Origin of the sequence: Pseudomonas sp. N2-3-1-14, assembly GCF_041228395.1 — a bacterium.
In the GTDB taxonomy this organism is placed as follows: domain Bacteria; phylum Pseudomonadota; class Gammaproteobacteria; order Pseudomonadales; family Pseudomonadaceae; genus Aquipseudomonas.
On record NZ_CP166199.1, the window covers coordinates 2,270,895 to 2,283,808 of the forward strand.

14 protein-coding genes are annotated in these 12,914 nt (G+C 59.8%); 9 read left to right on the plus strand and 5 right to left on the minus strand.

The genetic code is table 11. The annotated features are described in order from the left end of the window. Window positions 1-88 precede the first annotated feature (88 nt). Window positions 89-598, plus strand: coding sequence for a DUF1993 family protein (locus AB5I78_RS10630; RefSeq protein ID WP_053255427.1), 510 nt, complete (start codon window positions 89-91; stop codon window positions 596-598). Window positions 599-661: 63 nt separating this feature from the next. Here the strand turns inward: AB5I78_RS10630 and sstT are convergent, their stop codons facing one another. Further along, a complete protein-coding gene (gene sstT, locus AB5I78_RS10635) occupies window positions 662-1,882 on the minus strand; it encodes a serine/threonine transporter SstT (RefSeq protein ID WP_106580097.1) in 1,221 nt (406 codons plus the stop codon). Window positions 1,883-2,121: 239 nt separating this feature from the next. Here sstT and AB5I78_RS10640 point away from each other — a divergent pair, with 239 nt between their 5' ends. Further along, complete coding sequence (locus AB5I78_RS10640; protein WP_369303342.1) at window positions 2,122-3,279, plus strand: MFS transporter; 1,158 nt, start codon at window positions 2,122-2,124, stop codon at window positions 3,277-3,279. A gap of 4 nt (window positions 3,280-3,283) precedes the next feature. Here AB5I78_RS10640 and nhaR read toward each other — a convergent pair whose 3' ends face one another. Then, window positions 3,284-4,186: a transcriptional activator NhaR gene (gene nhaR / locus AB5I78_RS10645; protein WP_145163373.1), complete on the minus strand. Its 903-nt coding sequence runs from the start codon at window positions 4,184-4,186 to the stop codon at window positions 3,284-3,286. A 134-nt stretch (window positions 4,187-4,320) separates the two neighbouring features. Here nhaR and AB5I78_RS10650 point away from each other — a divergent pair, with 134 nt between their 5' ends. From AB5I78_RS10650 to mnmH, 4 genes are all read left to right on the plus strand, one after another. Beyond that, on the plus strand, window positions 4,321-4,572 hold the full coding sequence (locus tag AB5I78_RS10650; protein ID WP_145163375.1) for a hypothetical protein: 252 nt from the start codon (window positions 4,321-4,323) through the stop codon (window positions 4,570-4,572). A gap of 27 nt (window positions 4,573-4,599) precedes the next feature. Continuing rightward, window positions 4,600-5,349 (plus strand): TerC family protein, encoded by a 750-nt coding sequence (locus tag AB5I78_RS10655; protein ID WP_106580101.1) that lies wholly within the window; start codon window positions 4,600-4,602, stop codon window positions 5,347-5,349. A 95-nt stretch (window positions 5,350-5,444) separates the two neighbouring features. Then, window positions 5,445-6,479, plus strand: a complete 1,035-nt coding sequence (gene selD / locus AB5I78_RS10660; protein WP_369303343.1) for a selenide, water dikinase SelD — start codon at window positions 5,445-5,447, stop codon at window positions 6,477-6,479. After that, the gene (mnmH, locus tag AB5I78_RS10665; RefSeq protein WP_369303344.1) at window positions 6,479-7,582 is read left to right on the plus strand and encodes a tRNA 2-selenouridine(34) synthase MnmH; all 1,104 of its coding nucleotides are present in this window, start codon (window positions 6,479-6,481) and stop codon (window positions 7,580-7,582) included. Before selD ends, mnmH begins: the two co-directional genes overlap by 1 nt. Before the next feature lie 129 nt (window positions 7,583-7,711). Here the strand turns inward: mnmH and AB5I78_RS10670 are convergent, their stop codons facing one another. Together AB5I78_RS10670 and AB5I78_RS10675 are read right to left on the minus strand one after the other, a co-directional pair. Further along, window positions 7,712-8,767: a permease gene (locus AB5I78_RS10670; RefSeq protein WP_145163381.1), complete on the minus strand. Its 1,056-nt coding sequence runs from the start codon at window positions 8,765-8,767 to the stop codon at window positions 7,712-7,714. A 58-nt stretch (window positions 8,768-8,825) separates the two neighbouring features. Next, entirely contained in the window at window positions 8,826-9,527 is a 702-nt protein-coding gene (locus AB5I78_RS10675) for a histidine phosphatase family protein (RefSeq protein WP_145163383.1), read from the minus strand. 251 nt (window positions 9,528-9,778) lie between these two features. On the opposite strand from AB5I78_RS10675, the gene AB5I78_RS10680 reads away from it, so the two are divergent. The 3 genes from AB5I78_RS10680 (at window position 9,779) to hemB (ending at window position 12,428) form a co-directional block, all read left to right on the plus strand. Then, window positions 9,779-10,477 carry a glutathione S-transferase N-terminal domain-containing protein gene (locus AB5I78_RS10680; RefSeq protein WP_145163385.1) on the plus strand — a complete coding sequence of 233 codons (699 nt, stop codon included), beginning with the start codon at window positions 9,779-9,781 and terminating at the stop codon, window positions 10,475-10,477. A gap of 17 nt (window positions 10,478-10,494) precedes the next feature. Further along, a complete protein-coding gene (locus AB5I78_RS10685) occupies window positions 10,495-11,337 on the plus strand; it encodes a PhzF family phenazine biosynthesis protein (RefSeq protein WP_369303345.1) in 843 nt (280 codons plus the stop codon). A gap of 116 nt (window positions 11,338-11,453) precedes the next feature. Further along, window positions 11,454-12,428 (plus strand): porphobilinogen synthase, encoded by a 975-nt coding sequence (hemB, locus tag AB5I78_RS10690; protein WP_242200833.1) that lies wholly within the window; start codon window positions 11,454-11,456, stop codon window positions 12,426-12,428. Window positions 12,429-12,555: 127 nt separating this feature from the next. Here hemB and AB5I78_RS10695 read toward each other — a convergent pair whose 3' ends face one another. Next, window positions 12,556-12,903, minus strand: coding sequence for a hypothetical protein (locus AB5I78_RS10695; protein WP_369303347.1), 348 nt, complete (start codon window positions 12,901-12,903; stop codon window positions 12,556-12,558). Window positions 12,904-12,914 lie beyond the last annotated feature (11 nt).

Below are 12,914 nucleotides of genomic sequence, written 5' to 3' on the forward strand. Positions count from 1 at the left end.
CTGAAAAAATAAAAGACAAGCGGCACGCGCGGCTGGCATGTCTATAATCGCCGCTGGTTCCAAACCCTGCCATTACCGTGAGACTGTCATGACTATTTCCCTGTACGCCGCCTCCATCCCGGTCTTCAAGCAAATGCTCAACGCCTTGAGCGATGTGCTGAACAAGGCCGAAGCCCACGCCACCGCCAAGAACATCGAGCCAAACGCCTTGCTGCAAGCGCGCCTGTTTCCGGACATGTTCCAGCTGGTGCGCCAGGTCCAGATCGCTGTCGACTTCGCCAAAGGCGTTTCCGCGCGTCTGGCCGAGATCGAAGTGCCGAAGTACGAAGACAGCGAAGTGACCTTTGCCGACCTGCAAGCACTGATCGCCAAGGTGCTGGCATTTGTCGACACCATCAAGCCTGAGCAAATCGACGGCAAGGAAGGCATCGAGATCATCACCCGCCCAGGCACGCCGAAAGAGAAGCGCTTCAGCGGCCAGTCCTACCTGCTGACCTACGGCCTGCCGCAGTTCTTCTTCCACGTCACTACCGCTTACGCTCTGCTGCGTCACAACGGTGTGGAAGTGGGCAAGCGTGATTACATGGGCGCTTTCTAAGCCCATAAAAAAAGCCCGGGGTTGTTCTTGATCGAACGCCCCGGGCTTTTTCATGCCTGACGGTTAAGCCAATTGCTCATCCTTGCCCAGGCACGCCGCAGCAGTAAACAGCACATCGGTGGACGAGTTGAGTGCGGTTTCCGCCGAGTCCTGCAGCACGCCGATGATGAAACCGACGGCCACCACCTGCATGGCAACTTCGCTGGGAATACCAAACAGGCTGCACGCCAGTGGAATCAATAGCAGCGAGCCGCCGGCCACACCCGACGCACCACAGGCACAGATCGCCGCGACCACGCTGAGCAGCACGGCGGTCGGCAGGTCGACGGCAATGCCGAGGGTGTGAACCGCTGCGAGTGTCAGCACGGTGATGGTGATTGCCGCACCGGCCATATTGATGGTGGCACCCAGCGGAATTGACACCGAGTAGGTGTCTTCATGCAAGCCCAGGCGTTTACTCAGCGCCAGGTTCACCGGAATATTCGCCGCCGAACTGCGCGTGAAGAAAGCGGTGATGCCGCTCTCACGCAGGCACATCAGCACCAGCGGGTAGGGGTTGCGGCGCAGTTTCCAGAACACGATGGCCGGGTTGACCACCAGCGCCACGAACAGCATGCAGCCGATCAGCACCATCAGCAGGTGGACGTAGCCGAGCAGGGCGCCGAAGCCGGAGGTGGCCAGGGTTGAGGCCACCAGGCCGAAGATGCCAAGCGGTGCGAAGCGAATCACCATGCGCACGATCAGCGTCACGCCGTTGGACAAATCCTCCAGCACGGTGCGGGTGGTTTCACCCGCGTGACGAATCGCGATGCCCATGCCGATGGCCCAGGCCAAAATGCCGATGAAGTTGGCGTTCATCAGTGCGCTGACCGGGTTATCCACCACGCTGAGCAGCAGGCTTTGCAGCACCTCGCCGATGCCGCCGGGCGCACTGACGCTGGCATCGTGGGTGGCGAGCACCAGCATCGAGGGGAACAACGTGCTGGCAATCACTGCGACCACGGCGGCAGCGAACGTGCCCAGCAGGTACAGGAACAGGATCGGCTTGATATGGGTTTCCTGGCCGTGTTTATGACTGGCAATCGATGCCATCACCAACACGAAGACCAGAATCGGCGCCACGGCCTTGAGCGCGGCGACAAACACCTTGCCGATAAAACCGGTGGCCTTGGCCGCCTCTGGCGCGAACAACGCCAGAAGGATACCGGCGACCAGGCCGAGGATGATTTGCGTGACCAGGCTGACGCGAGCCAGTCGTTGCAGCAGGGAAGGGGCAGCAGTCATAAACACATGTCTCTATTTTTTTGAAGGCACAGCGGCGCACGCAGAACGGGCTGTAGGACGCGGGGCGCGGAGTCTAGCACGCTGTACAAAGTGTTCCGTGCGATGCGGCATTCGGTCACCCGCGGCGGCGGGCCTTGGCTAAATCCCGACATACTCTGTTAACATTCCCGCCTCTCACCTTTCCTATCCGTCAGCGAGCCCTTCGGGCTGTCGTTGATGTCGTCGTTTCTGGAGTTTTCATGCTGTTTCCCATCCTGCTGCTGTCGGCCGCCGGCTTTACCGTGCTGACCACAGAATTCATTATCGTCGGCCTATTGCCGTCCATTGCCCGGGACTTGGATGTCAGTGTCTCCCAGGCCGGGCTGCTGGTGACCTTGTTTGCCTTTACCGTGGCGGCGTTTGGTCCGTTTCTTACGGCGTACTTCGCGCGCTTTGGGCGCAAGCGTCTGTTCATCAGCATTCTGATCATGTTTGGCGTGGCCAATACGGTGGCCGCGCTGGCGCCGAATATTTGGGTAATGGCAGTGGCACGGTTGATCCCCGCGTTGGGGCTGCCGGTGTTCTGGGCCCTGGCCAGTGAAACCGCAGTGGATATCGTCGGCCCGGAATACGCCGGGCGCGCCATCGAAAAGATTGGCTTTGGCATCGTCTGCGCCACCGTGTTCGGCATTCCAGTGGGCACGTTGATTTCGGACATGTTCGGCTGGCGCACCGCGTTCGCGATCCTCGCCGTGGTGGCGTTGGCCAAGGCTTTGCTGCTGTTTATCTACTTGCCGGTGACTAAGCCGAAAAACGATCAAGTCACCCTGCGCTCGCAGTTCAAGATCCTGCGCAACCCGGTGATGCAGGGCCATATTTTGTTATCGATCCTGGTGTTCAGCGGCATGTTCACTGCTTACACCTACTTGGCCGACATCCTCGAGCGCCTGGCCGGGTTCGACGGCACCCTGGTGGGCTGGTGCCTGATGGGCTTTGGCGCGGTCGGCCTGCTCGGCAACTCCCTGGGCGGGCGCGCGGTGGATCGCCACCCATTGATCGCCTCCATGGTGTTCTGCGGGTTCATGATCGCCGGCATGGTGGCCTTGGTTCCGGCGATTCATTCAACGATTGGCCTGGCAGCGGCGATGGCCGTGTGGGGCGTGACCCAGGCGGCGATGTTCCTGGTCAGCCATGTGCGGTTGATGAAGGCCGCGCCCCATGCCCCGGCGTTTGCCGCGTCGTTGAATATTGCTGGCGCCAACCTTGGGATCGGCTTGGGCGCGATGGTCGGCGGGCATGTGATCGACACCTTTGGCCTTGGCAGCCTGGGTTTTGCGGCGTCCGGTTTTATTCTGGTGTCGATCTTGCTGGCGCTGTGGCTGATGACCGTCAAGCAGCCGCTCGCATCCAACGCCTGAACCCTCAGGGCAGGGCGGTAAACAGCTCGCGTCTCGCCCCTTCGGTAATCGCCACAATGCCGGGGTGCTTGATTTTACGTTCCACCGAGATCGCGTAAAACGACTCGGTGACCGCATCGGTCTGGCCGATCAGCGCCACGCCATACTGGCGCACCACCTCATCGGCAATCACGCTGGGGGCAATAAAAATGCCGCTGCCGGATTGCCCGAATGCCTGCATCAAGGCGCTGTCGTCGAACTCGCCGATGATCTTCGGTTGGATCTGCTGCTCGGCAAACCAGCGCTGCAAACGGCTGCGCACCACCGTCTCGGCTCCCGGAATCAACAGCGGCGCGCCCTGCAAGCTTTGTGGGAAATCGCCGCCATACCTGTCAGCCAATGCCTGGGTGGCGAAAAAACTGATACCGCATTCGCCCAGCTTCTGGCTGTAGCCCTTGATGTCCAGGTGTGTGGGCATGGGGCTGTCGGAAATCACCAGGTCCAGGCGCTGGATCGCCAGGTCGGCCAGCAGGCGGTCAAGTTTGTCTTCGCGGCAGGTGATGCGGATTGGCTCGCTCAGCTCCATGGTCGGCGCGATCAGCCGGTACACGATGGATTTAGGCACCACGTCCGCGACTCCGACCCGAAACAGGATCTGCTGTTCGTTGGGCTCTGCGCGCAACAGCGCCTCCAGCTCATTACCGGTCTGGAACATTTGCTCGGCGTAGGGCAGGGCGCGGCGCCCGGCCTCAGTCAGTTCCAACTGACGCCCGACGCGCTGAAACAGCGCGATACCGAAGGTTTGCTCAAGCAGACTGATCTGACCGCTGATGGTCTGCGGCGTGAGGTTCAATTGCTCACAGGCGCGCACGATGCTGCCGGTCTTGGCCACCACCCAGAAGTAATGCAGTTGTCGGTAATTGAGCATCACGGTCTACACTTCGTAAAAAACGAAGTATATGTCAAAAAAATACGAATTTTCCTGAACTGTCCGCCTGCATAGAATGCCTCGCTATCGAGGGGCCACCATTTGGACCCGCTGGTTCTAACGAGGAATACATGATGAAACTCAATTCCCTGGGCGCCGCATCGTTGCTTGCGCTTTCATTGGTAGTGGTCAGCGGTTGTGATCAGGTTGAAAAGAGCGCCCAGCAAGTGCTGGGCAAGGCCACCGAATCTGCCAAGCAAGCCATCGATGAAACCCACAAGGCTGCCGAACAAGCATTGAGTGAAGCGACGCAAGGCTTGATCAGCCCGGAAAAAAACCAGGAACAGAACGAAAAAGAATCTGAATCGGGCAGCAAAGAAGCTTAATTTCCCGCACAACGTCAGGACTGACCTATGGATTACCTCTTACAACTGGCCGCCAGCCCCACCGCCTGGATCGCGCTGGCCACCTTGATCGTGATGGAAATCGTGCTGGGCATCGATAACCTGATCTTTATCTCGATTCTCACCAACAAATTACCCGAGAAGCATCGGGCCAAGGCACGCCGTATCGGTATCAGCATGGCGTTGGTACTGCGCTTGGGCCTGTTGAGTACCATCGCGTTTATCGTGCAGTTGACGGCGCCGGTGTTCGAAATCTTCGGCCAGGCGTTTTCGTGGAAGGACATGATCCTGATCGCCGGTGGCCTGTTCCTGGTGTGGAAGGCGACCACCGAAATCCATCACAGCATGGACCCGGAGCCCGAGGCGAAAGAAACCGTCAGCAATGCCGTGACCATTGGCTTTGCCGCGGCCATCGGCCAGATCCTGCTGCTCGACCTGGTGTTCTCCATCGACAGCATCATCACCGCCGTGGGCATGACCGAGCACTTGCCGATCATGATCATTGCGGTGGTGGTTTCGGTGATCGTGATGCTGGTGGCGGCCGAACCGCTGGCCAAGTTCATCAACGACAACCCGACTGTGGTCATGCTGGCCCTGGGCTTTTTGATCATGATCGGCATGACGCTGATCGCCGAAGGCTTCGGCGCCCATGTGCCAAAAGGCTACGTGTATGCGGCCATGGCGTTCTCGGCAGCGATTGAGTGCTTGAACATTGCACGACGCAATCGCCACCAGCGTTTGCTCGCCGCGAGGCAGTAACGCCAGAAACACACAAAGCCGGCTGAGCGCACAAGCGCCCAGCCGGCTTTTTGCTGTCTGATAGAATCCGCGCACTTGTTACCTTGAGGTCCACCATGAACGAGCCGATTCGCCTTACCCAGTACAGCCACGGCGCGGGTTGCGGCTGCAAGATTTCACCGCAGGTGCTGGAGGTGATCCTTGCCGGCAGCGGCGCGCAGAACCTCGACCCCAACCTGTGGGTCGGCAACGCCTCGCGCGACGACGCGGCGGTGTACGCCATCGACGACGAGCGCGGCGTGGTCTCCACCACTGATTTTTTCATGCCGATTGTCGATGACCCCTTCGACTTCGGCCGTATCGCCGCCACCAACGCGATCAGCGACATCTACGCCATGGGCGGCGACCCGTTGATGGCCATCGCCATTCTGGGTTGGCCGGTGAATGTACTGGCGCCGGAAGTTGCCCGCGAAGTCATCCGTGGCGGCCGTTCGGTGTGCGACGCCGCCGGTATTCCGTTGGCCGGCGGGCACTCCATCGATGCGCCGGAGCCGATCTTTGGCCTGGCCGTCACCGGCATCGTGCAAAAACGCCACATGAAGCGTAACGACACCGCCACTGCCGGCTGCAAGCTGTACCTGACCAAGCCTCTGGGCATCGGTATCCTGACCACCGCCGAAAAGAAGGGCAAGCTGCGCGAAGCGGATATCGGCCTGGCCCGTGACTGGATGTGCACGCTCAACAAACCTGGCAGCCGGTTCGGCAAGTTGGCCGGCGTAACCGCGATGACCGATGTCACCGGTTTCGGTCTGTTGGGTCACCTGGTGGAAATGGCTGACGGCAGTGGTCTCACGGCGCGCATCGAATACCAAAAGGTCCCACGCCTGGGCGGGATCGAGGACTACCTCGATCAGGGCTGCATGCCCGGTGGCACCTTGCGCAACTTCGACAGTTATTCGAGCAAGCTCGGGCGCCTGCAGGAACTGCACAAGCGCGTACTGTGCGATCCGCAAACCAGCGGCGGCTTGCTGATTGCCGTTAGCCCTGAAGGCGACGCCGAATTCCACACCGTGGCCGCCGAACTGGGCCTGAGCCTTGAGCCCATCGGCGAACTGGTTGAGCGACAGACCCACGCGGTAGAGGTGTTTTGATGGCAACTGACATCACCGACTACCGCGACATCTTCCTCAACGACCGGCCAATGATGGATACCCGCGCGCCGATCGAGTTCACCAAAGGCGCATTCCCCGGAGTGGTCAACCTGCCGTTGATGACCGACGACGAGCGCCAGCGGGTCGGTACCTGTTACAAACAGCAAGGCCAGCAAGCCGCTATCGTGCTGGGGCATGAACTGGTGTCCGGGGCGATCAAGGCCGAGCGTATTGAACAGTGGGCGCAGTTTGCCAAGGCCAACCCTGAGGGCTATTTGTACTGCTTTCGTGGTGGGCTGCGTTCGCAGATCGTGCAGCAATGGTTGAAGACCGAAGCCGGTATCGAGTACCCGCGAGTCGGCGGTGGCTACAAGGCCATGCGTACTTTCCTGCTGGAAACGCTGGAGCAGGCGACTGCGCAGTGTGATTTTGTACTGCTTGGCGGTATGACCGGCACCGGCAAGACCGAAGTGCTCGGCCAATTGCGCAACGCATTGGACCTGGAAGGCCACGCCAACCATCGCGGCTCCAGCTTTGGCAAGCGCGCCACCGCGCAGCCGTCCAACATCGACTTCGAAAACCGCTTGGCTGTGGACCTGCTGAAAAAGCGCGCGAGGGGTATCGAGCAATTCGTGGTCGAGGACGAAAGCCGCATGATCGGCAGTTGTGCGCTGCCGTTACCCTTGCACCAGAGCATGCAGACGTTTTCGATGGTGTGGTTGGAAGACAGCGTTGAAGGCCGCGTAGAAAGAATCCTGCGTGATTATGTGGTCGACCTCTGCGCTGAGTTCATTCAAGTATTTGGCGAAAACGGCCAGGCACTGTTCGCCGAGCGCCTGACCCAGAGCCTGGCCAATATCCATAAACGCCTGGGTGGCGAGCGCTTCCAGCGGCTGCAGGCGATCTTGCAGGATGCCCTGGCGGAACAGGCCCGCAGTGGTGCCGTGGACCTGCACCGGGTGTGGATCGAGGGTTTGCTGCGCGAGTATTACGACCCGATGTATGCCTTCCAGCGAGAACGCAAAGGCGCGCGGGTCGAGTTTGCGGGCGAGCAGAGCGCCGTGGTGGAGTACTTGCGCGAGCGCAGTGGCAAGTCAGAATAATCAGCGGTGGCTAAGGGCCTCTTCGCGAGCAAGCCCGCTTCCACATTTGACCGCGTTTATCCTGTAGGAACGTGGTCGAGATGTGGGAGCGGGCTTGCTCGCGAAAGCGCCCTGAACCTCACCCGAACTCTACAGGATGACCGCCCCGATCAACCCGCACATCACGCCCACCACCATAGTCAGCACGGCCACCGTCACCAGCACCCGCGCATCGAAATCCTTGCGCAGCATCAACAGGGACGGCAGGCTCACGCTCGGCAGTGTCATCAGCAAGGCCACGGCCGGGCCGGTGCCCATGCCCAGGGTCATCATGGTTTGTACGATAGGGATTTCGGCGGCCGTAGGAATCACGAACAGCGTGCCGACGATTGCCAGTGGCACCAGCCACATCAGGCTGTTTGCCATGGCCCCATCGACATGGGGAAACAGCCAGACCCGCGCGGCGCCCAGTACCAGCACGGCAATGATGTAGATCGGGATCGTGCTCCAGAACAGCTGCCACAGGGTACGCAACCAACGGCTCAGGAACGGTTGCGATTCGCTCAGGCTGGCGTCGGCGACCGCGTTCAATGCGGCTTCGGGCACTTGATCGGGCCGGGCAATCCGCTGTGCCACCAACGACACCCCGACCACCAGCACAATCCCCGCCACCAGCCGCAATGCGGTAAAGCCCCAGCCCAATACAAAGCCCATGAACACCAGCGTTGCCGGGTTCAACACCGGGTTAGCGATCCAGAACGCCAACGCCGCACCCACCGACACGTTTTGGCGGCGCATGCCCGCCGCCACAGGTGCTGCGCAGCAACTGCACATCATCCCCGGCAGGGCGAACAGTCCACCACGCAGGGTCGAACCCAGCCCGGCGCGGCCAAACAGGCGCAGCAGCCAGTCACGGGGAATCAACACTTGCAGCAGCGAACCCAGAATTACCGCCAGCACGGCAGCTTTCCAGATCGCCAGGAAATACACCTGGGCGTAGGCCAGCGCGGCCGTCAGGGGCGCGGTTTGCTGGTCATTGAGAATCGAGGCGCCGATGCTGTGGTTATCCGCCGCGACGAATGCCTTGAGGTAGTAGGGCGACCACTTCACGTAGTAGAGGCCAATGCAGGCCACCAGCAGGAACAGCGCTGGTTTCCACCAGAACGACCAGCCCCGGTTGGGCTGGGTGGAGACGAGGTTGGGCATGGTGCTGATCCGCAGATGATTCAATAGCGACGCATCATACGCTTGTGCCGCGCCGGCTTCAGATATCTGCGCTGACCTGAGTTGCATCCGGGCATGTCTGCTGGCCGTTATCCAGGCCTTGCTTGTAGTTGCGGCTCAGCAGCGACGCCTTGCCGTTGTGCCAGGTCAACGTCAGTACATACAGCGTGTCGAAGTCACTGCCCGACCAGTCTTCGGTGATGGTGTGTTTTTCGCCCGAAGCCTCACTGGCCACTTTGTTGATCAGCTCCGGCAGGTAGCCGTGCGACCAGGCGGTGTAGATGATCGCGTTGTGATACTTGTCTTCCACCAGTTCGTCGGCGAGGGCGCTGGTGTCGTTGGCCGAGAATTTGATGTTCACTGGCAGGCCCAGCTTGATCGCGCTGGGGCTGATGGTCATCAGCGGCCGAATGTAACTGTAGGAATTATCGTGCTCGCCTTCCTCGACATTACGCGTCGGGTTGGGCGCAAACACGAAGTTTGCTTTGCCGAATTTCTCCGGCAGCACGGTGGCCAGGTTCATCGCGCGGTTCAGGCCCTGGCAATTGAGCTGGCCGAGGCCGCCGACGGGTTTTTCGCCGTGGCGCAGGAATACCAGGGTTTGCACGCCATCCACCGGGCCGGCGCTGCTGATGCGCGACTCCAGGCTCAGGCCGATGGCGCCGCCTGCCAACAGCAGCGGCAGCATGATGTACGAATAACGTTTAAGGCGTTGCGCAAGGCACAGAGGCTTGATTGTCATTAGGTTCGAGTCTTCAGTGCATCGGATTAAGGCGGACAAGCCGGGACCCAGCGACGCATCCGGCGTCCTGCGGTTTTTCCGTGTCGTTGTAACAGGGTGTCTCCTTTCACCGTAATGGCGCACTTAAGAGTGCGTATCGGCATTTTGGTTCGCCTGCGCGCACGATAGCGTGGTTATGTTGCGCAATGATGACCCATGCAGGACGGCGTTGGGGTGGCTATCATGGGGGCTTTCCGCCTGGGGATTTCCCGATGAATGCACTCGCCGCTTTCCCGATCAACAGCAAATGGCCCGCCCAGCATCCGGAGCGTTTGCAGCTGTATTCGCTGCCCACGCCCAACGGCGTCAAGGTGTCGATCATGCTTGAAGAGCTGGGCCTACCCTACGAGGCGCACAAGGTCAATTTCGAGACCCAGGACCAGTTGTCCCCGGAATTTCTGTCTCTGAACCCCAATAACAAGATTCCCGCGATCATCGACCCCAATGGCCCGAGCGGTCAGCCTTTGGCGTTGTTCGAATCCGGTGCGATCCTGATTTATCTGGCGGAAAAAACCAGCCAGCTGCTTTCCGAAGACCCGGCCACCCGCTATGAAACCCTTCAATGGCTGATGTTCCAGATGGCCGGTATCGGCCCGATGTTCGGCCAGGTCGGTTTCTTCAACAAATTTGCCGGCAAGGCCTACGACGATAAACGTCCGCGTGATCGCTACGTCGCCGAGTCCCGGCGATTACTCGAAGTGCTGGAAAAACGCCTGCTGGGCCGCACCTGGATCATGGGTGACGAGTACAGCATCGCCGACATCGCCACCTTTCCGTGGATTCGCAACCTGATCGGCTTCTATGAGTCCGGCGATCTGGTCGGCATCGCCGACTTTCCTAATGTGCTGCGCGCGCTGGACGGCTTTGTCGCACGTCCGGCGGTAATTCGTGGCTTGAACGTACCTGCGTGACCCTAGAGTGTCGAAGTATGCCGACCTTTGATTTCAAGCAACTGGATGTGTTCAGCAGCGTTTCGCTCAAAGGCAACCCACTGGCGGTGGTGCTGGGCGCTGACAGCCTCACTGACCAGCAGATGGCCGATTTTGCTAACTGGACCAACCTGAGCGAGACCACGTTTTTGCTGACGCCGCGTGATCCTCGGGCTGACTATCGGGTAAGAATTTTCACCACGCTCACAGAGCTGCCGTTCGCCGGGCACCCGACGCTGGGCAGTTGCCATGCCTGGCTGCAGGCGGGCGGCGTACCGAAGGGCGACGAGATCATCCAGGAGTGCGACATCGGCCTGGTGCGTGTCCGTCGTGAAGGCGGCGAGTTGGCGTTCATTGCGCCACCGTTGTTGCGCACCGGTCCGGTGGATGCACCTCTGCTTGAGCGCGTGCGCCTGGGGTTGGGCCTGGCGCCCGAAGCCATCGTGAGCAGTCAATGGGTCGACAATGGCGCGGGCTGGCTGGCGGTGATGTTGGCCGATCGCGACCAAGTGCTTGCTTTGCAGCCGGACTACTCGCAACTGCATGGTCTGGCGATTGGCGTCATTGCAGCTTGTGACCCGGCGCGCGACGCCGTGGACACGCACTTCGAAGTCCGCGGCTTTATCGCCGGCGACGGCGCTCAGGAAGACCCCGCCACTGGCAGCCTGAATGCCGGCATTGCCCAATGGTTGTTGAGCGAGGGGCTGGCGCCCGACTGTTACGTGGTCAGCCAAGGCACGGTCATGGGGCGCGCCGGGCGTATACGCGTCGAGCGCCACGACGATGAAATCTGGGTCGGTGGTGCGGTCGCAGTGTGCATCGACGGGCGAGTACAGCTCTAGATCAATGAATTGTTACGGGCTGCGCAATACACTATTGGCCCCTTGGCGTTTGTGCTGCCGGGGCCAAGGGGCATAAGCTTTCGCCCCAACTATTTCTGCCGCTATTCAGGACAGCCATGACCAGCCAGTTCCCCCAAGCCCGTCCACGCCGCCTGCGCCGCTCTGCGGAGCTGCGTGGCTTGTTCCAGGAAACCGAATTCACCCTCAACGATTTGGTACTGCCGATTTTCGTCGAAGAAGAAATCGACGACTTTGTGCCGATCACCAGCATGCCGGGTGTGCAGCGTATTCCTGAAAAGAAACTGGCCGCTGAGATCGAGCGCTATGCCCGCGCCGGGATCAAGTCAGTGATGACGTTCGGCGTGTCCCACCACCTGGACGCCAACGGCAGCGACACTTGGAAAGAACGCGGCCTGGTCTCGCGCATGTCCTCGATCATCAAGGACGCCGTGCCGGAAATGATCGTGATGTCCGACACCTGCTTCTGCGAATACACCGACCACGGCCACTGCGGCGTGATGCACGGCGCCCACGTCGACAACGACGCGACCCTGGTCAACCTCGGCAAACAAGCCGTGGCCGCCGCCCGCGCCGGTGCTGATGTGATCGCACCGTCTGCCGCGATGGACGGCCAGGTCCAGGCAATTCGCCGCGCCCTGGACGACGCTGGCTTCACGCATATTCCGATCATGGCCTACTCCACCAAATTCGCCTCGGCCCTCTACGGCCCGTTCCGCGAAGCCGGCGGCAGCGCGCTCAAAGGCGACCGCAAAAGCTACCAGATGAACCCCATGAACCGCCGCGAAGCCGTGCGCGAATCGCTGCTCGATGAGCAGGAAGGCGCAGACGCGCTGATGGTCAAGCCAGCCGGCGCCTACCTCGACATCATCCGCGACATCCGCGAAGCCTCGCGTTTGCCGGTGGCGGCGTATCAGGTGAGTGGTGAGTACGCGATGATCAAGTTTGGTGCCCAGGCAGGGGCGATTGATGAGGCGCGGGTGGTGCGCGAGACGTTGGGGTCCATCAAGCGCGCGGGGGCGGATTTGATTTTTACTTACTTTGCGATGGATTTGGCGTTGGCGGGGATTTAATTCCGGTCGGTGACCCTGTGGCGAGCGGGTTTGTTCGTCACGGGCCTGGGATTGCTGTAAAGCACCGCGCTGGCAAACAATGAGCGTTGCGAGATGATGTTGAGGTTATAAAAAACAATCGAGGCTTTCAATGTGTGCTTCTGTAATCCGTAAGACGGTTCAAGAGTATCTGCATGAACGCTCTTTGATCGTATACAGGTGTGCTGAAGTAAGTTGCCATCGTTTTAAATACAGAATCGAAGCTGTCGTTGATAGATAAGTAGTGGTCGATCGAATCGATAAACCACTCCTGTTCAATCTTTGTATATGACAAAAACTCAGGTTTGGTCAACTCATCAAATAGCTCTGAAAGCTCCTTTTCATTATTTATATCTTTTGATGCAATAAGCTTTTCTCTTTCTAGATCGTCAGTATTTTCAATATCATAGGTAAATAATAAGCCGCGAATTATTGACATGCTGGGTTCTTTTTTCACACTTTTCATGG

What these genes read in the sequence shown, in the direction of transcription:
- mnmH (WP_369303344.1), top strand. Translation starts at nt 6,479, where the DNA reads ATGGCAACTGACATCACCGACTACCGCGACATCTTCCTCAACGACCGG.
- AB5I78_RS10630 (WP_053255427.1), top strand. Translation starts at nt 89, where the DNA reads ATGACTATTTCCCTGTACGCCGCCTCCATCCCGGTCTTCAAGCAAATG.
- AB5I78_RS10650 (WP_145163375.1), top strand. Translation starts at nt 4,321, where the DNA reads ATGAAACTCAATTCCCTGGGCGCCGCATCGTTGCTTGCGCTTTCATTG.
- AB5I78_RS10655 (WP_106580101.1), top strand. Translation starts at nt 4,600, where the DNA reads ATGGATTACCTCTTACAACTGGCCGCCAGCCCCACCGCCTGGATCGCG.
- nhaR (WP_145163373.1), bottom strand. Translation starts at nt 4,186, where the DNA reads ATGCTCAATTACCGACAACTGCATTACTTCTGGGTGGTGGCCAAGACC.
- AB5I78_RS10670 (WP_145163381.1), bottom strand. Translation starts at nt 8,767, where the DNA reads ATGCCCAACCTCGTCTCCACCCAGCCCAACCGGGGCTGGTCGTTCTGG.
- selD (WP_369303343.1), top strand. Translation starts at nt 5,445, where the DNA reads ATGAACGAGCCGATTCGCCTTACCCAGTACAGCCACGGCGCGGGTTGC.
- hemB (WP_242200833.1), top strand. Translation starts at nt 11,454, where the DNA reads ATGACCAGCCAGTTCCCCCAAGCCCGTCCACGCCGCCTGCGCCGCTCT.
- sstT (WP_106580097.1), bottom strand. Translation starts at nt 1,882, where the DNA reads ATGACTGCTGCCCCTTCCCTGCTGCAACGACTGGCTCGCGTCAGCCTG.
- AB5I78_RS10675 (WP_145163383.1), bottom strand. Translation starts at nt 9,527, where the DNA reads ATGACAATCAAGCCTCTGTGCCTTGCGCAACGCCTTAAACGTTATTCG.
- AB5I78_RS10640 (WP_369303342.1), top strand. Translation starts at nt 2,122, where the DNA reads ATGCTGTTTCCCATCCTGCTGCTGTCGGCCGCCGGCTTTACCGTGCTG.
- AB5I78_RS10685 (WP_369303345.1), top strand. Translation starts at nt 10,495, where the DNA reads ATGCCGACCTTTGATTTCAAGCAACTGGATGTGTTCAGCAGCGTTTCG.
- AB5I78_RS10680 (WP_145163385.1), top strand. Translation starts at nt 9,779, where the DNA reads ATGAATGCACTCGCCGCTTTCCCGATCAACAGCAAATGGCCCGCCCAG.